Genomic DNA, 25,135 nt, shown 5'->3' on the forward strand with positions numbered 1-25,135 from the left:
AAGCCGCTCAGATCGCCGGCTTGTCGGTGCCCTGAAGCTTGGCGTGCAAATTGATCAGCCACATCGCCGTCGGCCGCAGGATGAAGAGATCGGCGACGAGCGCCATGACCATCGAGAAGGCGCTGAGCCAGCCGAACAGCCGTAGCGACGGCAGGTCGGAGAACACCGTGACGACGAGACCGCAGGCGAGCACCAGCGTGGTCAGGATCAATGCCGGGCCCACCAGCACGGTCGCGCGCTCCACCGCGAGCGCCGAGCCGACGCCCGGCTTGCTCTCGAGCCTGAGGCGGTTGAGGAAGTGGATGGTGGCGCTTAAGCCCAGGCCGAACGAAACGGTCAGAGCCACGACACTGGCGAATTGCAGTCCCTCACCCATCGCCCACAGCACCGTTCCCGACATCACGACGGGGAAGATGCCCGGCAGGATGCAGGCGAACATCACCACCCAGGACCGGAAGGCCAGGCCGATGAAGATCGCGACCAGCGCGAATTCGACGGTGAGCCCGCGGTTGAGCTTCTCGATCATGCCGGCCGAGTTGCGCGCGGCAATCGCGGCAAGACCCGTGACCGCCACTTCATAGCCGGGATGCTTCTTGCGGACGGCGTCGAGCTCGGAATCGAGCTTGTCGACGATCGGCAGGAGCTGGCTGGAATCCTTGTCCGGCACGCGACCTGCGACCACGACGGCGTCCTGCTCGGCATCGATGAACCGGCGCACCAGATGCTCCGGAATGACGCTGACATATTCCTTCAAGGTCGCGACGTCGGCGCTGCCGGCCTTGTCCGCGAGCCAGCGGCGCAGGGTCTCAACCGACCAGACATTGCCGACACCGGCTGCCTTCTCCACCGTCGCGTGCACGTCAGCGATGGTCTGCAGCGTCTCCGGCGAATAGAGCGATTCACCCTTGGGGAACTGGATCAGAACGTTGACCGGGTTGGCGCCGGTGAGCTTGGCGTCGAGCCGGTCGCTGGCAGCGACCGCCTGGCGCTTGTCCGGTACCTGGTCGGCGAGCCGGTAGCGCGGCTCCAGATTGGCGTAGATGACGCCGAGGCCCGCCACGAACACCACGGCGATCAGGCTGAACAGGCCGGGACGGCCCACCATGCGCACCGCGATCCAGTAGCAGAAATTACGCAGCGCCTGCACGCCGGCATCCGCAGTCTGGAACTTGGTCGCAAAGACCTTCTCGTTGCGCACCAACAGCACGCCGAACACCGGCACCAGCGACAACACCGCGACCAGCGCGATGATGGTGGCGGCGAGACCGGCCTCGCCGAACTTGCGGATCAGATCGGAGTCGGAGAACTGGAGCGCGATAAAGGAAATGCCGGCGGTGCCGTGCGTCAGGACGCAGGCCGGCCCCACCACCAGCACCGCGTTCTTGAATGCGGTGAACTTGTCCTGGCCTGCGATCAGCCGGTCGCGCGCGGCGAAGGTGAGCTGCATCGAGTCCGAGAAGCTGATGACCATGATGAGCGGCGTCATCACGTTCAGGAACATGTTGAGATTGAAATTGGCCCAGCCGAGCGCGCCGAGCGCCAGCAGGATCGCGATCATCGGCGGGAACGCGGCCGCCACCATGAATGAGATCTTGCGGAAGAAGATGATGGCAATGACACAGCCGGCGAGAATGCCGAGGATGTTGTAGGTGAGCCCGTCGCGCTCGACCGCATTGCGGATCTCGAGCTGCATCACCGGCACGCCGGACAGCTGCACGTTGAGCCCGGTGTCGCCGAGGTCTTCCTTCATCAGCGCGCGGATGTCGGCGACGGTCTTGGTCAGCTTATTGGAGGCGACCACCTCCGGATCGAGCGACAGCACGATCAGCGCCAGCGTGCCGTCCTCGGACAACAGCTTGCCGCGGATGATCTCGTTGGCTTTGACGCCCTCGATGAACTTGTCATAGGCCGCGCCCTCGGGCAGCTCGGGCGGGAACAGCGCGGCGGGAAGCTTGCCCGGCGCCGGCGCCTGACGCGCGGAGAACAGCGAGACCAGTCCGCGCGTCCCCTCGACCAGCTGCATGTCGGTGACGAAGTCGCGCAGCTTCTCGAGGTTGTTCCGCGCCAGCAGGGTCTTGCCCTCGACTACGACGAGAACGTCGAATTCCTCGGCCGGGAACTTCTTGGTCACCGCTTCGTACTGGCGGAATTCCGGCGTGTTGGACCGGAACAGCTGCGACAGCGAATCGTCGATCTTGATCCGGTGAATGCCGAACACGGCGCCGACGATCAGGAAGAGCAGGACGATGCAGGAGACGATGGGCGCCCGGACTGCGAACAGCCCAATGCGCTCCAGCCCGAAGGCGATCGAGGACGCAGGTCCCTGCTCGACCTTGTCGACATGAACCTCACTCTCGCTGTGCTTTTCGAGCATGCCTTGTCCAGTTCCTAAATCGGCTCGGGTCTGTGAGCTTGTCGCGCCCCGCGAACGGCTTGAAAATGCCATACCAATGGGAGGCTTGCCCTTTGAAAATGCGCAGAAAATCGCCGCGAGGGGTTTAGCAGGTCAATCACCCTTCTCGCAAGCAGGCGGAGTGTGGCCGAATCGATCAAGATGTGGCGATTTTGCCTTAATGCCCTTCATTCGGGCAAAGCCGTGCCAATTCGACGCGGCGGACGGTCCGCGCTCTCGTCCTTCAGCGCCACACCGCTCACTTCCCGCGCGAGCCCCTCGCGGACCAGCCAGGCGATCTTGAAGGCCGCCTCGTCATAGCTCAACCCGGCCTTGTGGATGTTCGACACGCAATTGCGCTCGGCATCGGTGCGGCCCGGCTTCGGGGCGAAAGTCAGATAGGCGCCGAGACTGTCGGGCGCCGACAGGCCCGGCCGCTCGCCGATCAGCGTCGCGACCATGCGCGCGTCGAGAATGGCGCCGATCTCGTCACCGAGCGCGACGCGCGCGCCTGAGGCGACGACGACATGGCTGATCGCGACACCATCGTCGGCTGCGAGCAACGGCAGCAGGCGCATCACCAGCGCGGCCGCATGGGCGTGGACCGCCGCCGCTGACAGCCCATCGCCAATCACGACCGCGAGTCGGCACGGCTCCGAAGCGCTCCGCGCCAGGGCCTCGATTGATCCGGCATCGAGCCGTCTGCCCAGGTCGGGCCGCCGCAGATAGTCCCTGCGATCGACCGCCCGGCTGTTCGCCTCGGTGACGACGAGGCCAAGCGCGCGGAGATCCGCAACCAGCCGCGGCGCATCGAAGACGGCATGCACGGCATCGCGGGCGCGGGCATGGTCCAGCGTGAAATCGAGCAGTGCCCGCGTCGGCAGGCTCGCGCCGCTGCGCCCGAGCGCGACGCGCGCAGGCGTGAGCGACCGCAGATCGAGGGTCGGGCGACGCGGGGTGGCCGGATCAGACATGTCGCATCATTCGGCGGGGACGGAAGCCTCGCGTAGCCGGATCGAATAGTTCGAGGCGTTCTGCTGGCCGGTCGAGGCCGCCCGCGCAAAGGTGATGAGATGGTGCGCGATCAGGGTGCAGCCGATCAGCCCTTCGAGATCGCCGCGCTTGATGCGGCCCAGCGCGAACTTCCAGAACACGCGCTTGTAGTCGCCGAGCACGCCGACCTTCCAGAAGATGTTTCGCAGCATGACGAGGCCGCGCCTGATGTTGGGCCAGGTCTTCATTTCGTCTGGTGTCGGCATCTTAAGGCGGTGCACGTAAACGTGGTCGCATTGATACTGGAAGCGCGCGTAGACCTTCTCGGGCTCGTAGGCGACGGCCATGGCGTGCTTCCAGGACGCGACGACGTCGTCGTAGGGCAACAGGAAGTTGACATTGGAATCGCGGCCGTCGTCCTCGACCAGGCGCCCCTCGCGCTCCAGACGGTCCCACAGCGGCGTCTTCGGCAGCGCCTGAAGCAGGTTGATCGTGAGCAGCGGAATCCGGGAGTCCTCGACGAAGGCGAGCAGCGCCTCCGACGTGTTGGGCTTGTCGGTGTCGAGCCCCATGATGATGCCGGACACGACCTCCATGCCGTAGGAGTTGATGGTTTGCACGCCCTCGAGGATCGGGACCATCATATTGTGGTCCTTGTGCATCGCCTTCAGCGCATCGGGGTCGGGCGTCTCGATCCCGCAGAAGATGGTGACGAAATAAGCCTCGCGCATCTTCTCGAGGATTTCCGGCCGCTTGGCGATGTTGAGCGTCGCCTCGCAGGCGAGCCGCACCATGTAGCCGGTCCTCTTCTGCCATTCGATCAGATGCGGCAGGAGGTCCAGCGCCGCCTTGCGGTTGCCGATGAAATTGTCGTCGACGAAATAGACCGTGTCGGTCATGCCGCATTCGCGCAGGCGGTCGAGCTCGGCGATGATCTGCTCCGGCGATTTGAGGCGCGGATTGCGGCCGTAGAGGCCGGGGATGTCGCAGAACTCGCACTGATAGGGACAGCCGCTGGAATACTGGATGCTGCCGAGGAAGTACTTCTTCACGTCGGCGAGCTCGTAGGCCGGGATCGGAAACTCCGTCATCGGCACGCGGTCCTTGGTGGTCAGAACCACCTGCGCTTCCGGACGCGAGATGTCCCGCGACAAGATCTCGAGCAGCTGATTGGTGGCGTCGCCGAGCTCGCCGACATGGAGATAGTCGAAGGAGGGATAGTAATCCGGGCAGGCGCTGACGGAGGGACCGCCGAGCGCGACGGGCAGATCGAACTCGTGGGCGCGGCGGCAGATATCGTTCATCTGCTGGCGCTGGATGTGCATGCCGCTGACGAAGACCGCCTCGGCCCACTCGAACTCTTCCCTTGTCGCGCGGCGAAGGTTCTCGTCGACGAATTTGACCTGCCATTCCTTGGGCAAATAGGCCGCGAGCAGCAAAAGTCCCTGCGGCGGCATGAAGGCGCGGACGCCATCGGTCAGGGGGTAGGAATGCTCGAACGTCCCGAACGACGATGTGTATCGCGGAAACACGCAGAGAATCCGCCGGGACGTCCCGTTACTTTCAGCTCGCATCAAAGCTCCCCCGCCACGCTCGACTTAGCCGCGGAAATTGCCAGACAGACACATAGCGTAATGCTGCCGCCGGAATTTCTCAATATTGTGGCATGAGCCTAATTCCCTAGGGCACCAATGGTTTCCTCGGGTCGCCGGGTGCCTCCGCCGAGTCACGCGATCAGCCGTGACGCAAAATCGGGCAGCAGGCCTGCATCGCCGGCAAGACGGAAATCTGGGCCCGCAATGCCGGACCGCACCAGCCAGTCGTCGAATTCCGGTGCGCGGCGCAGTCCGAAGACGTCGCGGACGTAGAGCGCGTCGTGAAAAGACGTGGACTGATAGTTCAGCATGACGTCATCGGCGCCGGGAACACCCATGATGAAGGTGACGCCGGCGGCCGCCAGCAGCGTCAGCAGATTGTCCATGTCGTCCTGGTCCGCCTCGGCGTGATTGGTGTAGCAGATGTCGATGCCGAGCGGCAGGCCGAGCAGCTTGCCGCAAAAGTGATCTTCCAGCCCGGCCCGGATGATTTCCTTGCCGTCGTAGAGATATTCCGGGCCGATGAAGCCGACCACGCTGTTGACCAGGAGGGGCGCAAAGGCGCGGGCGACCGCATAGGCGCGCGCCTCGCAGGTCTGCTGGTCGACGCCGTGATGGGCGTTGGCCGACAGTGCCGAGCCCTGGCCGGTCTCGAAATACATCACGTTCTGGCCAACCGTACCGCGCTTCTGCGACAGCCCGGCCTCCTGCGCCTCCTTCAGAAGCGCGAGGTCGATGCCAAAACTGCGGTTGGCGGCCTCGGTGCCGGCGACCGACTGGAACACGAGGTCGACCGGCGCCCCCTGCCCGATCAGCGAAAGCGTCGTGGTGACATGGGTCAGCACGCAGCCCTGGGTCGGGATCTTCAGCCGCGCGATGACCTCGTCGAGCAGCCGCAGCAATTGGCCGATCATGGCCGGGTCGTCGCTCGCCGGGTTGATGCCGATGCAGGCATCGCCGGCGCCGAGCAGGATGCCGTCGAGGATGGATGCGGTGATGCCCCTGGCGTCGTCGAAGGGATGGTTGGGCTGGAGCCGGGTGCTCATCCGGCCCTTCAGGCCGATGGTGTTGCGGAAAGCGGTGGTGACCTGGCATTTCCGCGCCGCCAGGATCAGATCCTGGTTGCGCATCAGCTTCGAGACCGCGGCGGCCATCTCCGGGGTGATGCCGCCTCCTAACTTCCGCAAGATTTCGGGCGTCGCGGCATCCGACAGCAGCCAGTCGCGAAATGCACCGACCGTCAGCGAAACCACCGGCGCGAAGGCCTTGGCGTCGTGGCTGTCGATGACGAGGCGGGTGACCTCGTCCGTCTCATAGGGGATGACGGCTTCCTGCAAGAACTGCCCGAGCGGGACGTCAGCCAGCGCCATCCGCGCCGCGATCATCTGTTCGGCGCTGGCGGCGGCGATCCCGGCCAGCCGGTCGCCGGAGCGCGGCGGCGTCGCCTTGGCGAGCAGGTCGCGCAAATCCGGGAACGTGTAGGTCGTGGCGTCGATGGTGTGGCGGTAGACCAAAGGTCTCTCCGGGGTTCGTCGGCCAGAGGCCGACTCCAGGCGATCCCAAGACTATACCTTCAGATCAAGACGCTGAAATATCTACCTTTCTTTCGGCCGAGGGCAAAGGGGGCCAAACCCGGCGTTAACGCCGCGTCCATCTTCATTCTGCATAGTTTTGCAATCATTTGCACGACCGCGCTCTCCGGCCGCTCCCGGCCATTCGGGCCCCTGAAAACCATGACAACTGACCGACCTGGGAATGCCACCGGCCTCGCCGGCCGCTTCACGCTTGCCAACAAGCTCTACGCCATCTTCGCGCTGTTCGCGCTGCTCACGGCGGCGATCGCGATGCTGTCCGACTACAACAGCCGCCGCGGTGCCGACCTGACGAGCGCGATCGAGACTGCGAACGCCGCCGCGCTGAACGTCGAGCGGGTCAACTCGCTGGTCTATGCGGTCGTGATGGAATCGCGCGGCGTCTACATGTCGACCGAGCCCGCCGTGGTGAAGAAATACGGCGAGGGCCTGCTCAAGTTCAACGCCCAGATCCTTGACGTCGTGAAGCGCTGGGAGACCATCGTCAAGGCTGACGATGCCGAGCAGTTCGCCACCTTCAAGAAGCGCATCGAGCAGTTCGTCGAGTTTCGCAAGGAGCTGGTGCGCCGCGGCGTCGAGATCAATGCGGCCGCGGGCCGCGAATGGGGCGACAACGACGCCAACCGCACCGTGCGCTCGGCGCTGAACAAGGATCTCGAGGCACTGTCCAAGGTCTATGCCGAGCGCGCCAGGCAAATCGCGCACGAGACCGAGACCAATCGCATCCTGTCCCTCGTCCTGACCTGCCTCGCCGGCGTGGCGCTCGCGCTCGTCGTGATCGGCATCGTCATCATCGCCCGCTCGATCGCACGCCCCCTCTCCGCCATCACCGCGACCATCAAGCAGGTCGCTGACGGCGCCGAGAACGTCGTGGTGCCCCACAGCCACCGCGCCGACGAGATCGGCGCACTGGCACGCGCGATCCAGATCTTCCAGGACGCGATGGCGCGTAACCGCAACCTCGCCTCACAGGTCTCGCAGGACTCCGCCGCGCGCGAAGAGCGCGCCCGCCACATCGAACAATCCGTCGACGCGTTTCGCGAGGCGATCGGCGCGATCATGCGCGGCCTCAGCGACAACGCCTCCGTGATGCGCGAGACAGCGCAGACCATCACCCGCGTCACCGCGGACGCGAGCAGCCGCGCCGGCACGGCGGCGAACGCCACCGCGCAGGCTTCGCACAACGTAACGGCGGTGGCAGGCGCGGCCGAGGAGCTGTCGGCGTCGGTGGTGGAGATCGGCCGGCAGGTGCGGCAATCCGCCAGCGCGGTCGAGCAGACCGGCCAGCGCACCGAGAAATCCATCGCCGAGATCGAGAGCCTGGCCGCTGCCACGCAACGTATCGACGGCGTGCTCAGCCTGATCCAGGCAATCGCCGAGCAGACCAATCTGCTCGCGCTCAATGCCACCATCGAGGCGGCGCGCGCCGGCGATGCCGGTCGCGGCTTCGCCGTCGTCGCACACGAAGTCAAGGCGCTCGCGGGACAGACCGCGAAGGCGACCGCCGACATCAGCGAGAACGTCTCGATGATCCAGTCCTCCACCCGCAACGCAGTTGATGCCGTCCGCGAGATCGGCGGCGCGGTGCGCGAGATCAACGACGTCACCTCGGCGATCGCCGGCGCCATCGGCCAGCAGGATGCCGCCACGCGCGAGATCTCGTCCAACGCGCAATCGGCGGCCCAAGGCAACGAGACCCTCGTCGCCAACATCAGCTCGCTCCGCGACGCCATCGGCGAGACCGATACGGCGGCCTCCTCGGTGCTGACGGCTGCGAGCAGCGTGACCGAGACGGCGGAGACGCTGTCGCGCGAGGTGGAGAAGTTCTTCCAGAACCTGCGCTCGGGCGCAGCGGACGGCCGCATCGCCAAGGCCGGATGACGGGACGTCCACCGGCGGCGCTGGGGTCGCTCTATCAATAAAACGCGAAAACAACCCCATGCACAGTAACCGGGGACAGCGATTTCAATGGCTTGGCCATCGGCGTTACTTTTTGCGGATTTTACGAATCCATTTGCTCCGTCGGGCAAAACAGGGGCATGATGTCAATGTTGGAGCTTTCCGCGCTGGGGGCCGGCAGATCGTGGAAAGCCGAAGGCCGGCTGAGGCCGCCTCTCGTCGCTTGATGCCCCATAGACAATGATCCAGAACTTTTAGCGAAACTATCCAGCCGCCTCTGCGTCGGTATGCGGAGGGAATTACAGCATGTCTGCAGACGGCCAATTCGACGAACAGGAGGTCCTGATCTTGCGCTACCGGGCGTTGGAGCGAGAGGTGACCGATCCGCTTGCCGCCGTTCTGCTCCACGACATCGTCCAGGATCTCGAAGCCGATCTTCATAGAGAGCGCGCGATGGCTCTCTCCGCAATCCCATCTTCCAAGTCATAATCGCCAATTATAGCGAGTTGATCTGTCTTTCGGGCACGGGATGCCTGCGAACAGAGTGGCGGCAGCTGACGATATCTGTTCAGCCATGGAACCATTGGGTTCCCAGTCTATTGCCTCACTGACACATCACATTTTGGAGAAACACCATGAAATTTTTAACAGCCGCTCTGACGGCCGCAGCAAGTGCCCTTCTTGTGACCGCTGCTTCTGCAGCCCCGCTGTCTCCCACCCTGTATGCCGCTCCGGACAGCAATGTTCAAAACGTGCGCATGGTCTGCAATGAAGACGGTCGTTGCTGGCGCGAGCGCAGCGAGCGCCGTGTCATCATCCGCGATGGGCGCGATTCCTACGGATATGCACCTCGCGAGCGCTACATCGAGCGGCGCGGCTATGAAGAGCGCAGCGGCATCGGCTTCCGCGCTCCCGGCGTGAGCGTCGGCATCGGCACTGACCGCTACTGAGATACGAATCCTGTGAATGCAAAAGCCGCGGAGCAATCCGCGGCTTTTTTGAACTACAAACTCGCCGCTTTTCCCGGCCTAGCGAGGAGCTGTGATCAGGCAGCCATTCAAAGCACGAACACCGGAAGAACTGATTTCTCTATTGAGCGCCGTGGCGATGGCCATTCTCGCCGCGATCATTGTCATGGTGCTGTATTATGGTCGCGAGATCATCATTCCGATAGCGCTGGCCGTCTTGCTCAGCTTCGTGCTGGCGCCTCTGGTTCGACTGGTTCAGCGACTGCGCATTCCACGCAGTTTGGCTGTGGTGAGCGTGGTCGTGATCGCCTTCGCGTTCATATCTGCGATGGGCAGTCTGCTCGCTACCCAACTCGCCCAGCTGGCCGGCGATTTGCCGCGATATCAGTCCACAATAAGCGAGAAGATCCAATCCTTCCGTGAGACCACGGCCGGTCGGGGCACGCTCGAGCGGGCTTCCAGCATGTTGAAGGACCTCAGCAAGGAGCTCGACAAGCCGAAGGAGGCCGCGAATTCGTTGGGGACCATAGCAGCCCCGAAAGCGGCCCCGCCGAAACCCGTTCCTGTGGAAGTACTTCAGCCCGATCCCGGCGCGCTGGAGAGCTTGCAAACGCTGATTTCACCATTGCTTCATCCGCTCGCAACGACCGGGATCATCGTCATATTCGTGATCTTCATTCTGCTTCAGCGCGAGGATCTTCGTAATCGTCTGATCAGGCTGGCCGGTTCGGATGACCTGCAGCGCACCACGGCTGCTCTTGATGACGCGGCGAGCCGCCTCAGCCGGCTTTTCCTTATCCAGCTTCTCGTGAACGGGGGCTTCGGCATCATCATCGGAATCGGTCTCTGGCTGATCGGCGTTCCAAGCGCGATCCTGTGGGGCATTCTGGCGGCAGTGCTGCGCTTCGTGCCTTACATTGGGGCGGTCATCGCCGCCGCCTTCCCTCTCGCTCTCGCGGTTGCGGTCGATCCAACCTGGACGATGCTGCTTTGGACGATCGCGCTGTTCGTGGTGGTGGAGCCCGTCGTCGGCCACGTGCTGGAGCCGATGGTCTATGGACACAGCACGGGACTGTCGCCGGTGGCCGTTGTCGCTTCTGCGACATTCTGGACGGCGCTCTGGGGTCCGATCGGCCTCGTTCTCGCAACACCCCTTACGGTGTGTCTGGTCGTCCTGGGCCGCCACGTCGAGCGCCTGGAGTTCCTGGACGTCATGTTTGGAGACCGACCAGCGCTCTCTCCGCCTGAGATATTCTATCAGCGGATGCTCGCCGGCGACCCGACCGAAGCATCTGCAAAAGCCGAGGAGTTCTTGAAGGAGCGATCTCTCAGCTCTTATTACGACGAAGTCGCCTTGCGAGGACTGCAGCTGGCTCAAGCGGATGCCGAGCGCGGCGCTCTGGATCCCGACCGGCTGGCTAAAATCAGGGATGCGGTCCAGGAATTTGCCAATAACATTTCGGAGCAGGATGAGCGTCCGCCGCCGAAGGTCGGCCCGACCACAGATGTCGAAGCTACATCTGCCATAGAAGGCGTGGCTGAGGATGCGCCTTATGAGGGTCTGCGGGTGCTGCGCAAGGAGGACTTGTCCACTGAATGGCAAGGCGAACATCCCGTGCTCTGCGTGGCCGGGCGAAATCCGATCGACGAAGCCGCTGCGATCATGCTGGCTCAACTGACCGGAGCGCATGGCTTGTCGGCCAGAGTCGAGGCAGCGGAAGCGTTGTCGACGGCGAATATCTTCCGCCTGGAGACCGATGGGGTCGCCATTGTCTGCCTCGTCTATATGGATGCAAGCAGCCCGGCCCATATGCGTTACTCGGTGCGACGGCTTCGCCGTAAATTGCCGAAGGCTACAATCATTCTGGGTTGCTGGATGAAGGACATCGACCCATCGGCGCTTGAAAATCTGCGGGAAGGCGCCAAGGCGGATCTGGCTGCTGCAACTCTGGGCGGGGCGCTTAAACTCTGCATAGAGGCGACGGGTGTGGACTCCCTTGGCACAGTCGCTGAAGGCCGGATTTCGAAGATCACGGCCGGCTAGCAGTTTATACGCGGAGACATGGCTGCTGCAGGCGCGCAGCAAACCCGAAAGGCCTTCGTTCCTGCCGACATTGAATCCGGCTCGAGGCCGGTGTGTCCTGGCACTCCCTCAGTCACATACAAAGGACCGTGCTGCGCGACCTTCTGGTGCGACGGTTCAGCCAACCGGCCCGGGGGTCCAATCGCCGCCGGCAAGCGGCCGCACCTTTACATCGGGAATGACCCCGCGCTGCAGGCCCGGATCAAAATGGCGCATCGTCCGCTCGTTGAGGTCGATGATGCGGCCAGGCCTTAGCGGTCCCACGTCATTTATCTTGACGATGACCTTCTTGCCGACGGCCTCTACGAGGGCGTATTTCGGCTTCGCGCCAAACTGGACTCCACCGAATTTCTTACGCAAACTCGTTTTGATGGCGGCCGACCAGACTGAGGGATCATAGCGCTCGCCGGAGGCTGTCTTCGGGCCGCCCTCCTCTTTGCCCGGCTTGAACGGATTGTACGTGGACGCCGCGCCGACGATCGCTTCCCCGGAAGCGACATTGACGACAGCGCTTGAGTGAACTCCAGCGGCTTCGCATCGAGCAACAGTAACGGAAACGGCAAGCGCAACCACGGCGCCGCAAATTGCGGCGCTGGATCGGAACACCATCATATCTCCTGTGATTTTCGATTGTCCGGTTCCGATGCCTCAAAACATCATCAAGCAAACGCGGAAGCGTTCGGGTTCGTGATGTTTACAGGTCGAGCCAACCCCGGCTGCGGAACCATTGCAGGAACCAGAATGGTTCCAAACGGTGTTTTTAGTTGTCGCCGTCTAAGACGGACATTGCGTCAACAGCGTGACAAGAAGAGGCCACGGCGAAATGGCGCGGCCACATGAGTCCCGCGGCGCTCACAATCAGATTGATTGTTCCACTCGCCTGTCCGACCTTCTCTTCTTTCCCATCGACCGTCCTTTCCGCAGAAGCGATCAACGCAGATACACTGCTGCACAGGCGTGCACCCTCTCGAACGAAGAAGAGATCGCCCCTACTCCATCACCCGCTCCGCTTGATCGGATTGTAATCCTTGCCTCGGCAAATCTGCTACGCGCTGTCGCGAGAATGCGGCAAGCGATCATCCGACCTATCTTGCAGGCCGGGAACGCAGCTATCAGGGAGTGGGATCGCGGCCTTGCCCCGCAACGGGCGCGGCTAGAGCGTCCGCGGTTTCTCGTCCGATTGATCGATCGAGAACAGTCCGCTGAGCGCCTTGATGTTAACCGGCTTTTCGACACGTGGCACGGCTGCATAAGCATCCGGAATCGCCCAAGCGTCATAACCGGTGGTGAACACGAACCGCACCCCGCGCGTCCGAAGTGCGTCGGCAACCGGATAGGAGCGTTCGCCGCGAAGATTGATGTCCAGGACGGCGCCATCTATCCGCTGTTCGGCCGCAACCAGATTCAGGGCGTCCTCGACCGACCCCGCCGGCCCAATGACCTCAGCGCCGCGATCTTCCAGCGCACGGGCCAGGTCGGCGGCGATCATGTACTCGTCTTCGACGACGAGGAGCCGCCGGCCTAGTAGTGATTGCGACTCAGTCATCACGCTTCTCCTCGCTCGCGAGCGGCACGGCGATTTCGCAGTGGACGCCGTCAGGTTCGAACCGAAGCTTCGTTTTGGCGCCGAGCTGATAAGGAAGTGCTCGCTCGATCAATTCGCTTCCGTAGCCTTTTCTCGCCGGCCCGCCCTCAGGCATGGCAACCCCGCTTTCGGACCATACCACGGTTGCTTGCCGCCTGGATTGATCGTTCTTGACCTCCCATCGCACCGTCAGCCGGCCTGAGGGTTGGCCGAGGGCGCCGTATTTTACCGCATTCGTGGCGAGCTCATGCAGCGCGAGAGCCATCGATTGCGCCGACATCGCCGGCAACGGTGCCGCCGGCCCCTCGGTCGTCACCTTCTCCACGTCGGCACTGGCGTGCGCCTCCAATTCGGCCCTGACCAGATCACCGAGTTCAATCGGCCGATTGTCGCTTTGCGCGAGCAAACCCTGAGCCCTGGAGAGGGCGCCCAACCTGGCTTCAAAGTCGTCTGCAAAGTCGTCCAGGGACGGGCTCGATCTGATCGTCTGCCGGGCAAGTGATTGGACGACCCCGAGCAGATTGCGCCTGCGGTGCTGCAGTTCGGCCAAGAGAACCTTCTGCCGATCTTGAAGCACGCGCAGTTCGTGGATGTCCGTCATCGTGCCGACCCAATCGACAGCGTCTGCATCCGAACTGACTTTCATCGGTACCGCGCGGGTCTGATGCCACCTGAACTCTCTGTCGGCGGAACGCCTGACGCGGTGCTCGACGTAATACTCGCCCTTGGCGCGCGCTTCGAGCCAGGCCGCCTGGGTCTCTTCGCGATCATCCGGATGGATCGCGTCAAGCCAACCGAAACCGATGCTATCAGCGAAGCTCAGACCGCTGAAGATGGTCCATTGCGGGCTGGCCCAAGTGCGTTCACCATCACTTTTTGAGCGGAAAACCAGCTGGGGTATATTGGTGGCGAGAACGCGGAACAGCTCCTCGCTTTGCGCGAGCTGCTCCGCAGCACGGTGCTGGCTGGTGCGATCGCGCAGCATCTTCACGAAACCCGCGTCGCGCTCCGCCAGCGGCATCAACAGGCCCGAAGCCCAGAGCCGGGTGCCGTCCTTGCGCATCTGCCAGCGTTCGTCCTCGGCGCGGCCCTGAGCTAACGCGCTGCGTCGTTCTTCGGCTGCCGCCTCAAAACCACCCTCCTCGGCGGGAAAAATCACGTCCGCCGATTTTCCGATGATTTCGTCGGTCTTGTACCCGAGTAACCGCTCGGCGCCGGGGTTCCAGCTGGTGGTGATGCCGTTCGGGTCTGTCGTGAAGATAGCAAAGTCCGTCGCGCTCTCGAATACGAGACGCAGCAGCTCATTGTCCGCGGGGACGGCCGGACCGTTTGTCGGGTGATTGCTCTCCTGCACGCGGACGATCTCCAGCGCTCGCGCTGGGCAGCGCGCCAACTGCCAGCGACAATCGCGACAGTCCAAGGACGTTCCTAAGCTGGTTCACGACCCAGGTTCCCGCAGCAACGGGTGACGTCCGGTAACGGTCCTACCCGGCCATCACCCCGCCGCGCTTGATCAGCTCCTTCCCTACCGCGGCCAGATGCACCTGATCCGGCCCGTCGCCGATGCGGATGAAGCGGGCGTAGACGTAGGCACGCGCGAGGAAGGTATCCTGCGAGACGCCGGCGGCGCCGTGGATCTGGATGGCGCGGTCGATCACGCGGGCGGCCATGCTTGGCACCACGATCTTGGCGGCCGCGATCAGGTCGCGCGCGGCCTTGTTGCCTTCGCGGTCCATCCTGTCGGCGGCTTGCAGCGTCAGGAGCCGCGCCTGCGCGATCTCGCAGAATGAGTGCGCGATGTCCTCGCGCACCGAGCCCTGCTCTGCGAGCGGCTTGCCAAAGGCTGTGCGGGAGGCGGCGCGCTGGCACATCAATTCCAGCGCGCGCTGGGCACAGCCGATCAGCCGCATGCAATGATGGATGCGGCCGGGACCGAGCCGGCCTTGCGCGATCTCGAAACCGCGGCCCTCGCCGAGCAGGATGTTCTCGGCGGGCACGCGAACGTTCTCGTAGACGATCTCGGGATGGCCGACCGGCGCGTCGTCATAGCCGTAAGTGAGCATGTCGCGGACGATGCGCACGCCGGGCGTCGCTCTCGGCACCAGGATCATGGATTGCTGGCGGTGGCGGTCAGGATCGTCGGGCGCCGTCTTGCCCATCACGATCAGGATCTCGCAATCCTCGTTCATCGCGCCGGAGGTGAACCATTTGCGGCCGTTGATGACGTAGTCGCCGCCGTCGCGCTTGATCTCGCATTGAATGTTGGTGGCATCGCTGGAGGCGACCTGCGGCTCCGTCATCGAGAAGCCGGAGCGGATGCGCCCCTCCAGCAGCGGCTTCAGCCAGCGCTCCTGCTGTGCCGGCGTGCCGTAATTGGCCAGCACCTCCATGTTGCCGACATCGGGCGCCGAGCAATTGAACACCTCCGGCGCCCAGAGGATGCGGCCCATGATTTCCTTCACCGGCGCGTATTCGAGATTGGTCAAGCCAGTGTTGTTAGGGTCTTGGCCGTGCTCGCCGGAGAGGAACAGGTTCCAGAGCCCCTGCTCGCGCGCCAGCCGTTTCAGGTCCTGAAGGACCTGCGGCGTCTTGTAGCGTGTCGCTTCCGGCTTCACCTGCTCGTAGTAGAGCTCCTCGACCGGCTCGACATGCGTCCGCATCAACCGGCGAACACGCTCCTGCAGCTCGAGCGAACGTTCGGAGTGGTGAAAATCCATGGTGTTCTCCTCTTCCTTCTCCCCTTGTGGGAGAAGGTGGCATAGGCGGCCTTCGGCCGGCGTTCCTAAGAACGCCGAAGCAAAGCTTCGGCTATGGCGCCGGATGAGGGGTTGTATCCGCGAGTTCAAATGTAGAGACGACTCGCGGAGAGACACCCCTCACCCGGCTCGCCGCTTCGCGGCGATCCACCCTCTCCCACAAGGGGAGAGGGTGCACCGTCTCTGCAGCCGCTCGCTTCGCAGTCCCTCACGTGCCGCGCAACAGCTCGCTTGCCACGATCCAGTCGTTGCCGTTGAACTGAAGCATATAGCCGTCCTTGATCGGGCGGAAATCCTGCGGCGTGGTGTTGAGCGTGATGCCAGGCATCAGCAGCGATAGCGGCACGTTCTTCAAATTGGCCGCCTGCGCCATGATGTTCTCACGCGTCAGATTGTCCTTGCACTGCTTCAGCAAGACCACCAATGCCTCGGCGACGGTGTAGCCGTAGAGACCCGCGACGTTGTTGACGTCGGCATTGGGCAGGCGCTTCTTCATGAAGTCGATATAGGCCGTCATCGCCGGATCGTCCTTTGGCGCCTCGACGAACGGCTTGAGCGAGCCGAGCGAGAGCACGCCCTTGCCGGCATCGAGGCCAGCCGGGACCATCACGGTTGCCTTGTTGGCGCAGCCCGAGGCGAGGAAGCGCGTTGCCTGCCAGCCGACCTCATGCGCTTTCCGGATCGCCTGGGCGCAGGCGCGCGGCGTCACCGAATAGATCATGAACACGTCGGCCTTGGTGTTCGCGAGAGTCAGCACCTGGGAATCGACGGTGGGGTCGGCGACCTCGAAGCTCGACGCCATCGCGATCGCCTTGTCGGCGTCGGCACCAAGCGCTTCCTTGACGCCGCGCAGATATTCCTTGCCGGCGTCGTCGTTCTGATAGAGCACCGCGAAGCGTGCATTCGGGTTCTTGGCGCGGGCATAGGCGACGTCGATGGCCGCCTCGCTGGTGTAGTTCGGCGCCCACGGCAGCGCCATCGACCAGGGCATGTTGGCCGGGTCGTTCCACTTCGAGGCCGAGCTGATCAGAAACAGCTGCGGCACCTTGTTGCTGTTGAGATATTTCGCAATCGCCGAGCTCGGCGCGGTGCCCATGGTCGCGAAGATGAAGGCGACGCCATCGCCCTCGACCAGCCGGCGCGCCGCTTCCATGGTCTTCGGCGGCGAGAAGGCGTCGTCGAGCGACAGGAGATTGAGCTTGCGGCCGTTGATCCCGCCCTTCTCGTTGACCTCGTCGAAATAGGCCGAGATCACCCTGCCGGTGATGCCGAGCGGCGATGCGGGGCCGCTATAGGGCATGGTGTTGCCGATCTTGATCTCGGTGTCGCTGACGCCCGGACCGTAGGATTTTTGCGCGGAGACAGGCGTGGACAGGCAGGCAGCCAAGGCTGCAGCCAGGACCAAAGCGGCTTTCATGGTTTCTCCCCGGTGATGATCGCCGCGCGACTCGGAAGGCGCGGCGTGCTGCTCTTGCCAGCACGTCAGATCAGCGGAGTTCCACAAGGCGGTCTTGCGTCGAGTTGCTGATCAGCCGGTGCACAGCCGCCGTCGCCGGCAGCAACATTGACGCCAATCAAGATCGGATGCGGCGCCTCAGCCGCGCGTCCGCTCCATCTCCAGCTCGGCCTTGAGGTTGTCGAGATCCCGATAAATTGAAGCAATCGCAAGGACACGGCCGCCCTTGCGATACTTCAGCAGGCAGTCCTTGCCGGAAATGCTGCCGTCGATTGCGATATCGTCAAAACTATCGGCGTGGCCGACATAGTTGATCGGCACGTCATAGTGCTGCGACCAGAAGAACGGCACGGCCTCGAAGCGCTCGCGCTTGCCGAGCATGTTGCGGGCCGCGGTCTGGCCCTGCCGCTCCGCCACCACCCAGTGCTCGACGCGAATAGTTTGCCGCGAATGCGGATCGGGCCAGCGCGCGATGTCCCCGGCCGCAAAGATACCTGCTATGCTGGTCTCCAGATATTCGCTCACGCTGACGCCCCGGTCGGCCGCAAGCCCTGCCTGCTCGGCGAGCGCGAGGCGCGGCTTGACGCCGATGCCGACCACGACCAGGTCGGCCTCGATCACGCCGCCGCTTTTCAACGTGGCGCGCGTGCCGTCCAGCTTCTCCACCGTGTCCTCGAGGTGGAAGTTGACGCCATTCTCCTCATGCAGCGCGCGCACGAAGTCGCCCATCTCGGGACCGAGCACCCTCTGCATCGGCCGTTCGTCCGGTGCGACCACGTGGACCTCGATCTTGCGTGCCCGCAAGGAGGCCGCAACTTCCAGGCCGATGAAGCTGGCCCCGATCACCAGCGCACGCTTGGCGCTGCCGGCCGCCTCAATGATGGCGCGGCTGTCGGCGACGGAGCGCAGGGTGTGGACATGAGGCTGGTCGGCCCCCGGAATCTGCAATCTGACCGGCTCGGCGCCGGTCGCGAGCAGCAGCCGGTCGAACGGCAGCCTGTCGCCGTTGCCCAGCGTCACGCTGCGCGTCTTCGCCTCGATCGCGGCGACATTCGTGTTGAGCCTGAGATCGATGCCGGCATCCCGATAATAGTCCTCGCCCCGCAGCGGCAGCCAATCCTCCGGCGCGTTGCCCGCGAGGTAATCCTTGGAAAGATTGGGCCGGTCGACCGGCATCGCGTTGTCATTGCTGAGCATGGTGATGGCGCCGCCAAAGCCCTCGCGACGGAGCGTCTGCGCCGCCGCGAAACCCGCCGCGCCGCCGCCGATGATGACGAATTTTTCCGGCGTTGGCGCCGTCCGGTGAGGCGCCGGAGGCTTCGGCATCTCGCGCTTGCGCTGAACGACGATCTTGTCTTGATCGCGCGAGACCTCCCACACCGCCAGCGCATTCAGCGCCGGCGGACGGGTCGCCTCGCCTGACCGCAAGGAGAAGCAGGCATGATGCCAGGGACAGCGGATGGTGTCGCCAACCACCAGTCCTTCTGCAAGCGGTCCGTGATAGTGGCTGCAGGTCGGCTCGATCGCAAAGATCTCGCTGCCGGCCTGCACCAGCAGGACGTCTTCCTCGCCGACATGGCCGAGCAATTTGCTGTCCTTGAACGCGGCGAGCGTCACGCCTCGGCTCAAGTCGGGTCCGCTTGGCTTCTTGTCCTCGGTCATGGCGTTGCCTCCTTGAGCCGTCGCGGATCAATCGTCCGAATTGGCCAGCCCCAGCAGCTCCTGGCGCGTCAACGCATTGTCGCGGAACACGCCGAGCATGCGGCTGGTGACGAGATCTGTCCCGGGCTTGTGCGCGCCGCGCGTGGTCATGCAGTGATGCGTTGCCTTGATGATGACCCCGACGCCTTCGGGCCTCAGCACATCGTTAATCGTGTTGGCGATCTGCGCGGTCATCTTCTCCTGGATCTGAAGCCGCTTGGCGTAGATGTCGACGAGACGCGCGAGCTTGGAAATGCCCACGACGCGTCCTTGCGGGATATAAGCGACCCAGGCGCGGCCGACGATCGGTGCCATGTGGTGCTCGCAATGGCTTTCGAAGCGAACGCCGCGCAGAACGATCATCTCGTCATAGCCTTCGATCTCCTCAAACGTCTTTTGCAGGATTTCGGTCGGATCCTGCGCATAGCCGGAGAAATACTCCTCGAAGGCGCGCGCGACCCGGTCCGGCGTATCGCGCAGACCGTCGCGCGCGGGATCGTCGCCGGCCCAGCGGATCATGGTCCGGATCGCTTGCTCGACCTCCGCCCTCTCAGGCCGCTCGCTTGGCGCCTGCGCGACCGCGACACGTTCCAGCCTGCGCGTTTGCGTCTTCATCTAAAACTCCCCTGCAACGAACCGCATACAGAAGGCGGCCCACAGCTTGGACGGCTGCGATCGGAAAAGGTTCCCGGGATCAGGAAAAATTGGAAGCTGTGAGAGCGGCAAGACAGCGGGACGAGAAATCCGGCGCTATGAGGCCGCTTTCCGTACATCGAGCACGGCCTGGGCCCATTCGGCCGGCCGCTCCTGCGGCAAATTGTGGCCGGCCCCTGCAAAGACGCGCCGCTCGAAAAAGCCCGCGAATTTGCCTGCGTGGTGAGCGGTGCCGGAATTGACCCCGTCGCTGTCACCGTCGATCGCGATGGTCGGCACCCGAACCGGCGGCTGGGCGGCGAGCTTCGCCTCGATCGCGGCATAGGCGGGATCGCCGGCGACCAGCGCGTAACGATGTCGATAGGAGTGGATCACAACATCGACGAAATCAGGATTGTCGAACGACATGGCGCTGGTCTCGAACGTCGCGTCGTCGAAGTCCCATGTCGGCGACCACATCGACCAGAGCTGGCGCGCAAAATCGCGCCGGTTGCGCTCCAGCGCGCGGCGGCCGCGTTCGTTGTGGAAGAGATATTGATACCAGAGCGCCGCCTCCTCGGTTGGCGAAGCCGGCTCCATCGAACGCGCGATGTTCTGGATGTTGTAGGAATTGCCCGAGACGAGGCCGATTACGCGCTCCGGGTGCAGAACCGAGACCACGCAGGCCGCGCGCCCGCCCCAGTCGTAACCGCCGACCACCGCGTGCGAGATTCCAAGCGCATCCATGAAGGCCAGGAGATCGGCGCCAAGCGCCGCCTGCTCGCCGGAGCGCAACGTCGCAGCGGAGCGAAACCGCGTCGGCCCGTAGCCGCGCAGCCAGGGCACCAGCACCCGCGCGCCCGCTTGCGCAATGATCGGCGCGGACTCGGCATAGGCGTTCACGTCGTAGGGAAAGCCGTGGCCCATGATGCAGGGCCAGCCGTCCGGCGCGCCGTATTCGCGATAGGCGATATCGAGGATATCGGTGGCGACAGTTTTTTGTCGCATCACAAAGCGGAGCTATTTTTGCGGCCCGGACAACGTGATGTCACGCTCGGCGCGGAACACGTTGCTGTAGAGGTTGGCGATCCACTGGCGGCCGATCTCGGTCTTGTTGAGATAGCCGATCTCGGTTTGAATGTGCGGTGCGACGCTATTCCAATAGAACTGCGGATAGCGGTTCACGATGTCGGCAGGCGAATCGTAGCCGAGCTGGCGGTTCATGCCGACTTCTTCGAATTCGTAATAGAGCGCGTTGGCCTTGCGCAGATAGTTGGGATCTCCGAGTTGCCCGATGAAATCGGCAGCGCGCAGGATCGAGGCGTCGTCGTCGTATTCCTGGCCCTCGCGGGCCGGGAAGCGGGTGCCCTCGATGGCGCGCGCGATCCGCTCTGGATCAAGTCCGGGAATATGCTGCAGCCGGCGCATGACGTAGAGCTTGGAACGGTCGACGTGATACATCATCAGGCTGGCATCTGATGAGCCGCGGGGCAGCGAGACCTTGCTGCCTGCCGCATCGACCACAAAACCGTCCTCGTCATCTTCCTCGAACAAGCCACGGACATAGCCAATATCGTGCGCAAGGCAGGCGATCAGGACGTGGACGTAATCCTCGGCCGAGAGATGAATATGAAGATACCGGCCGCTCAGGATGGAATGACCCGCGAGCGTGACCAGCATCGTATGTTCGACATTATGATAGAGCGCGTCGCTGTTTCCGATGCATTCCATAGCGGTACGGGTCGCGCTCTCGACGATGTTTGCCGGAGAATCGCCGTACCTGCGGCGCATGAACGAACCTAGCGTCTTCTCAAGGGATTCAGCCGCCAGTCTCGGTAACGTGATCATGGATGCAGCCCCGTCTGTCGGTGGTGTCCCACGCCAACTACCGACGTCTCATTCTCGTCCTCGACGCAAGCGCCAGCATAGCCCATCTTGGGCCGACTGGCCAAACCCGGGAACGAAAATCCGGAAAAATGTTGCGGTTGTGCCCCGCGATATCGCGGTTGCGGTGCCGGCCCGACACACCCGCGCTGGGCGTCGCCGGGACGGCAAAAACGGCAATCATTCCACCAGCAGCACGTCGACGGCGACGTCGAGCTTCTGCTTCGGCGAGCCGACGATGATGCCGTCGACCGGCGAAACGTCGGAAAAGTCGCGGCCGACCGCGAGCACGATATGGTCGCCAGCGACCATAAGATCGTTGGTCGGATCGAAATCGACCCAGCCAAGGTTCTCCCCGCACCACAGCGACACCCAGGCATGAGTGGCATCGGCGCCCTGCAGGCGCGGCTGGCCCGCCGGCGGAATGGTGCGCAAATATCCGCTGACATAGGCCGCGGGCAGTCCCAGCCCGCGCAAGCCCGCAATCATCACATGGGCAAAATCCTGACAGACGCCATGGCGCTTGACGAAGACCTCGTCGAGCGGCGTCGAGATCACCGTCGCCTTGGGGTCGTAGCGAAATTCGGTGCGAATGCGATGCATCAGATCGACCGCCCCGGCGAGGATACCCGCGCCGGCCGCGAAGCTTTCCGCGGCATAGGCGCTGACGGGTCCCAGCACCGGCACCAGCGGGCTCGCAAAGACATAGCCGACCGGCGAGGACGGCTCGAGGCTCGTCGCCTCGAAGGCGATGTCGCGAATGCTCTCCCAGCCCGGGCTGTCAGCGTCACGCGCCGGCGGCTGGCGCGACACCTTCACGCGAGAGCGGGAATCGATGCGCAGAGTGCGATGCGCGGCCTCGATCACCACACTCTCGGTCAGGGTGCCGAAGAAATCGCGCCGGACGCTACGCTCCGCGGGGCGCGGACGAATCTCGACCTTGTGCGAGATCAGCTCCTGGCCATTGCCGCTCCTCGGCTCCAGCCGCAGCGTGCAGCGGGCGAAGCTGACCGGGCTCTCATATTCGTAGGTGGTGACGTGACGGATATCGTAGATCACGCCAGCCCCGTCAGCTTTTCCGGCCGGCTGGCATTGGGGCCGTGCGGGAAGTAGTGCTGCCCGACTGCCTCGGCGAGGCTGAGCAGATCCTGCTCCAGTGCGAACAGCGTCTTGACCTCGATCCTCTCGGCCTCCGCGGTCGCGAGCATCGCCTGCAGCGCGACCGCAAGCCGCTGCGGCTTCTCGATCAGGCCGTGCTCCTTCAGGCTCGGCAGTGCAGCGATATGCTCGTTCAGCGCCGTCACCTGGAACGCCACCGAACGCGGATTGTAACTGTCGAGCACGGCGAGATCGCGCACCGGCGCAAGGATCGGCGCCAGCAGATAACGCGAGCGGTAGGTGATCTGGCAATCCACCAGCGTCAGCAGGATATCGAGATCCTCGTCGCCGGCTTCGTCATAGGCAAACTGCCGGGCAAAGCGCGTGGTGTTGATGGCGCGCTCGGTGCGGCGGCCGATATCGAGGAAGCGCCAGCCGGCGGCGCGGTTCATGTTCTCATGCGCAAGGCCGGCAAAGCTCGCGAGCTCCTGCAAGGTCAGCTCGGCCGCGCTCAGCACGCTGTCGTCGTCCTCGACCTCGACGGCCAGCCGCTCGACCATCTCGGTGATGACTTGCCAGGCATCGGGCGACAGCCGCTCGCGCAAGGAGGTCGCCGTGCGCTGGGCCGCGCGGACCAGCGACAGTGCCGAGCCGAAACGCTCCGGGCTCTGCAGCGCTTCGGCGACGATGCGGCCGGGCGCCGCACGCGACGTCTGTGAGATCGCGCCCCAGGTCACCAGCAGGCGCTGGATACGCTCCGCCGATTGCAGCGAGGCCGCGGTGCCCTTGTTGGGCCCGCTCGGCGAGCCCAGCGCCCGCACCAGCCGCAGCGTCGCCTCGGCGCGTTCGAGATAGCGGCCGAGCCAGAACAGATTGTCGGCGGCGCGACTCGGCAGCACTCCGGCGATACGGCGGATGCGCACCTTGTCAACCGCAGGCAGCAGCGTCGCGGTCGAGACCTGCTTGTCCGAGACCACCACCCAGACGTCGGCGGAACGCGCGCCGTCGCCCATCGACACCGCGCGCGCATCCGGCTGCTCGGCGATCCGGCAGAAGCCGCCGGGCATGATGGCCCAGCCGTCCGGCGTCGCGGCTGCGAACACGCGCAGCACGAAGGGACGGGACGTGATCTGCCCCTGCTCCCATACCGGCATGGTCGAGAGCCGAACCACCTCCTGGCCGACATAGTCCATGCCGCGCGCAGCGATCGCGTCGCTCAGGCGCCGGCGGCCGGCGGCATCGAGCTCGCTCGCGAGCACCGGACCGTTGCTGTCGAAACCGGGAACGCCGCGCCGATAGGCGCCTTCGATCGCGACCTCGTCGAGCCGCGACAGCACCTCGTCGCGCGCCGAGCGCTGGCCGCACCACCAGGTCGCGATGTGCGGCATCTTCAACTCTTCACCGAGCAGGCGGCGGCTCAGCGCCGGCAGGAAGCCGAGCATCGCGCGCGCCTCCAGCACGCCCGAGCCCGGCATGTTGGCGACGACGACGCCGTCCTTGCGCAGCACGTCGATCAGCCCGGGGACGCCAAGCCGCGAGGAGGCTTCGAGCTCGAGCGGGTCGAGCGAATTGGAATCGACACGGCGCAGCAGCACGTCGAGCCGCTTGAGGCCCGCAACCGTGCGGATGTGGATATGGTTGTCGCTGACGGCGAGATCGTCGCCTTCGACCAGCAGGAAGCCGAGATAGCGCGCCAGCGTCGCGTGCTCGAAATAGGTCTCGCTGAAGCTGCCCGGCGTGAGCACGCCGATCCGCGGCTCGTCGCGGTCGGCGCGCGCCCGAAGACTGTCGCGAAACGCCTCGAAGAACGGCGCGACGCGCGGCACGTTCATCGACTTGTAGAGATCGGAGAAGGCGCGCGAGAGCACCAGGCGGTTCTCCAGCGCATAACCCGCGCCGGAAGGTGCCTGCGTGCGGTCGCCGAGCACCCACCAGCGGCCGTCGGGCCCGCGGCCGACATCGGCGGCATAGAGCGAGAGATAGCGCCCGCCCGGCGGCGGCACGCCGCAGACGGGGCGGAGATATTCGGGGCTGCCCGCGATCGCGGCCGCCGGCAGCGCGCCTTCGGCGACGAGGCGACCCTCGCCATAGATGTCGCGCAGCACGAGCTCGAGCAGCTCGGCGCGCTGGATGATGCCATCGGACAGCTGCTTCCAGTCGGCCTCGTCGATCAGCAGCGGCAGATGGCTGATCGACCAGGGCCGGTCGGCGCTCTCGCCGGGCGCGCGATAGGTGACGCCGGCCTCGCGGAGATGACGGTCGGCCATGCCGAACCGCCGCTCGACCTCGTCGGGCGCGAGCGCGCCGAAGGCATCGAAGAAGCGGCTCCAGACCGCGCGGGGCTTGCCGTCCGGGCCGAGAAACTCGTCGGGGATGCCGGGCAGGCGCCTGTAGTCGCGGACCCATTGCGCGAAACGGCGCTGGCCTTCGCGCTGGCCATTGCGTTGACCTTGCGCCTTACCCGCCTTGTCGTCCTCTTCGGCTGCGCCCTCGGCCATGC

The 25,135-nt window shown here is 64.3% G+C and carries 19 protein-coding genes; 4 read left to right on the forward strand and 15 right to left on the reverse strand.

All coding sequences use genetic code 11. From position 1 onward, the window contains the following. Positions 1–7: 7 nt before the first annotated feature. The 4 genes from IVB48_RS08370 to IVB48_RS08385 form a co-directional block, all read right to left on the reverse strand. The gene (locus IVB48_RS08370) at positions 8–2,374 is read right to left on the reverse strand and encodes an MMPL family transporter (protein WP_247399310.1); all 2,367 of its coding nucleotides are present in this window, start codon (positions 2,372–2,374) and stop codon (positions 8–10) included. 206 nt (positions 2,375–2,580) lie between these two features. Further along, complete coding sequence (gene eutC / locus IVB48_RS08375; protein WP_247399311.1) at positions 2,581–3,366, reverse strand: ethanolamine ammonia-lyase subunit EutC; 786 nt, start codon at positions 3,364–3,366, stop codon at positions 2,581–2,583. Positions 3,367–3,372: 6 nt separating this feature from the next. Further along, positions 3,373–4,959: a B12-binding domain-containing radical SAM protein gene (locus IVB48_RS08380; protein WP_247399313.1), complete on the reverse strand. Its 1,587-nt coding sequence runs from the start codon at positions 4,957–4,959 to the stop codon at positions 3,373–3,375. Between the two features lie 152 nt (positions 4,960–5,111). Next, entirely contained in the window at positions 5,112–6,494 is a 1,383-nt protein-coding gene (locus IVB48_RS08385; RefSeq protein WP_247399315.1) for an ethanolamine ammonia-lyase subunit EutB, read from the reverse strand. 219 nt (positions 6,495–6,713) lie between these two features. Here IVB48_RS08385 and IVB48_RS08390 point away from each other — a divergent pair, with 219 nt between their 5' ends. The 4 genes from IVB48_RS08390 to IVB48_RS08405 all read left to right on the forward strand — a co-directional run bounded on the left by IVB48_RS08390 (position 6,714) and on the right by IVB48_RS08405 (position 11,483). Further along, positions 6,714–8,453 carry a HAMP domain-containing methyl-accepting chemotaxis protein gene (locus IVB48_RS08390; RefSeq protein ID WP_247399317.1) on the forward strand — a complete coding sequence of 580 codons (1,740 nt, stop codon included), beginning with the start codon at positions 6,714–6,716 and terminating at the stop codon, positions 8,451–8,453. A 324-nt stretch (positions 8,454–8,777) separates the two neighbouring features. After that, positions 8,778–8,960, forward strand: coding sequence for a hypothetical protein (locus IVB48_RS08395; protein ID WP_247288691.1), 183 nt, complete (start codon positions 8,778–8,780; stop codon positions 8,958–8,960). 146 nt (positions 8,961–9,106) lie between these two features. After that, positions 9,107–9,421, forward strand: a complete 315-nt coding sequence (locus IVB48_RS08400; protein ID WP_247288689.1) for a hypothetical protein — start codon at positions 9,107–9,109, stop codon at positions 9,419–9,421. Between the two features lie 157 nt (positions 9,422–9,578). Beyond that, complete coding sequence (locus IVB48_RS08405) at positions 9,579–11,483, forward strand: AI-2E family transporter (protein ID WP_247399995.1); 1,905 nt, start codon at positions 9,579–9,581, stop codon at positions 11,481–11,483. Positions 11,484–11,639: 156 nt separating this feature from the next. Here IVB48_RS08405 and IVB48_RS08410 read toward each other — a convergent pair whose 3' ends face one another. The 11 genes from IVB48_RS08410 to IVB48_RS08460 form a co-directional block, all read right to left on the reverse strand. Next, the gene (locus tag IVB48_RS08410) at positions 11,640–12,131 is read right to left on the reverse strand and encodes a septal ring lytic transglycosylase RlpA family protein (RefSeq protein ID WP_027568999.1); all 492 of its coding nucleotides are present in this window, start codon (positions 12,129–12,131) and stop codon (positions 11,640–11,642) included. Between the two features lie 544 nt (positions 12,132–12,675). Further along, positions 12,676–13,068 (reverse strand): response regulator, encoded by a 393-nt coding sequence (locus IVB48_RS08415; protein ID WP_197031184.1) that lies wholly within the window; start codon positions 13,066–13,068, stop codon positions 12,676–12,678. After that, positions 13,061–14,461 carry a PAS domain S-box protein gene (locus IVB48_RS08420; protein ID WP_247399319.1) on the reverse strand — a complete coding sequence of 467 codons (1,401 nt, stop codon included), beginning with the start codon at positions 14,459–14,461 and terminating at the stop codon, positions 13,061–13,063. The genes IVB48_RS08415 and IVB48_RS08420 overlap by 8 nt, the downstream gene beginning before the upstream one ends. Positions 14,462–14,591: 130 nt before the next feature. Further along, entirely contained in the window at positions 14,592–15,824 is a 1,233-nt protein-coding gene (locus IVB48_RS08425; RefSeq protein ID WP_247399321.1) for an acyl-CoA dehydrogenase family protein, read from the reverse strand. 247 nt (positions 15,825–16,071) lie between these two features. Then, the gene (locus tag IVB48_RS08430) at positions 16,072–17,280 is read right to left on the reverse strand and encodes an ABC transporter substrate-binding protein (protein WP_247288685.1); all 1,209 of its coding nucleotides are present in this window, start codon (positions 17,278–17,280) and stop codon (positions 16,072–16,074) included. Between the two features lie 177 nt (positions 17,281–17,457). Next, on the reverse strand, positions 17,458–18,981 hold the full coding sequence (locus IVB48_RS08435; protein WP_247399323.1) for an FAD-dependent oxidoreductase: 1,524 nt from the start codon (positions 18,979–18,981) through the stop codon (positions 17,458–17,460). Positions 18,982–19,008: 27 nt separating this feature from the next. Continuing rightward, a complete protein-coding gene (folE, locus tag IVB48_RS08440; RefSeq protein WP_018456940.1) occupies positions 19,009–19,635 on the reverse strand; it encodes a GTP cyclohydrolase I FolE in 627 nt (208 codons plus the stop codon). A gap of 135 nt (positions 19,636–19,770) precedes the next feature. Next, positions 19,771–20,661 carry an alpha/beta hydrolase gene (locus IVB48_RS08445; protein ID WP_247399325.1) on the reverse strand — a complete coding sequence of 297 codons (891 nt, stop codon included), beginning with the start codon at positions 20,659–20,661 and terminating at the stop codon, positions 19,771–19,773. Between the two features lie 12 nt (positions 20,662–20,673). Next, positions 20,674–21,501: a metal-dependent phosphohydrolase gene (locus IVB48_RS08450; RefSeq protein ID WP_027568994.1), complete on the reverse strand. Its 828-nt coding sequence runs from the start codon at positions 21,499–21,501 to the stop codon at positions 20,674–20,676. Between the two features lie 216 nt (positions 21,502–21,717). After that, entirely contained in the window at positions 21,718–22,596 is an 879-nt protein-coding gene (locus IVB48_RS08455; RefSeq protein WP_247399328.1) for a transglutaminase family protein, read from the reverse strand. After that, the gene (locus tag IVB48_RS08460) at positions 22,593–25,133 is read right to left on the reverse strand and encodes a circularly permuted type 2 ATP-grasp protein (RefSeq protein ID WP_247399330.1); all 2,541 of its coding nucleotides are present in this window, start codon (positions 25,131–25,133) and stop codon (positions 22,593–22,595) included. The genes IVB48_RS08455 and IVB48_RS08460 overlap by 4 nt, the downstream gene beginning before the upstream one ends. Positions 25,134–25,135 lie beyond the last annotated feature (2 nt).

This window comes from Bradyrhizobium sp. 76 (assembly GCF_023073025.1).
Taxonomy (GTDB): Bacteria; Pseudomonadota; Alphaproteobacteria; order Rhizobiales; family Xanthobacteraceae; genus Bradyrhizobium.

Bases quoted from the DNA above. Each gene is read 5' to 3' on its own strand.
- IVB48_RS08370 (WP_247399310.1), bottom strand. From the start codon at position 2,374: ATGCTCGAAAAGCACAGCGAGAGTGAGGTTCATGTCGACAAGGTCGAG.
- eutC (WP_247399311.1), bottom strand. From the start codon at position 3,366: ATGTCTGATCCGGCCACCCCGCGTCGCCCGACCCTCGATCTGCGGTCG.
- IVB48_RS08380 (WP_247399313.1), bottom strand. From the start codon at position 4,959: ATGCGAGCTGAAAGTAACGGGACGTCCCGGCGGATTCTCTGCGTGTTT.
- IVB48_RS08390 (WP_247399317.1), top strand. From the start codon at position 6,714: ATGACAACTGACCGACCTGGGAATGCCACCGGCCTCGCCGGCCGCTTC.
- IVB48_RS08395 (WP_247288691.1), top strand. From the start codon at position 8,778: ATGTCTGCAGACGGCCAATTCGACGAACAGGAGGTCCTGATCTTGCGC.
- IVB48_RS08400 (WP_247288689.1), top strand. From the start codon at position 9,107: ATGAAATTTTTAACAGCCGCTCTGACGGCCGCAGCAAGTGCCCTTCTT.
- IVB48_RS08405 (WP_247399995.1), top strand. From the start codon at position 9,579: ATGGCCATTCTCGCCGCGATCATTGTCATGGTGCTGTATTATGGTCGC.
- IVB48_RS08410 (WP_027568999.1), bottom strand. From the start codon at position 12,131: ATGGTGTTCCGATCCAGCGCCGCAATTTGCGGCGCCGTGGTTGCGCTT.
- IVB48_RS08415 (WP_197031184.1), bottom strand. From the start codon at position 13,068: ATGACTGAGTCGCAATCACTACTAGGCCGGCGGCTCCTCGTCGTCGAA.
- IVB48_RS08425 (WP_247399321.1), bottom strand. From the start codon at position 15,824: ATGGATTTTCACCACTCCGAACGTTCGCTCGAGCTGCAGGAGCGTGTT.
- IVB48_RS08430 (WP_247288685.1), bottom strand. From the start codon at position 17,280: ATGAAAGCCGCTTTGGTCCTGGCTGCAGCCTTGGCTGCCTGCCTGTCC.
- IVB48_RS08435 (WP_247399323.1), bottom strand. From the start codon at position 18,981: ATGACCGAGGACAAGAAGCCAAGCGGACCCGACTTGAGCCGAGGCGTG.
- folE (WP_018456940.1), bottom strand. From the start codon at position 19,635: ATGAAGACGCAAACGCGCAGGCTGGAACGTGTCGCGGTCGCGCAGGCG.
- IVB48_RS08445 (WP_247399325.1), bottom strand. From the start codon at position 20,661: ATGCGACAAAAAACTGTCGCCACCGATATCCTCGATATCGCCTATCGC.
- IVB48_RS08450 (WP_027568994.1), bottom strand. From the start codon at position 21,501: ATGATCACGTTACCGAGACTGGCGGCTGAATCCCTTGAGAAGACGCTA.
- IVB48_RS08460 (WP_247399330.1), bottom strand. From the start codon at position 25,133: ATGGCCGAGGGCGCAGCCGAAGAGGACGACAAGGCGGGTAAGGCGCAA.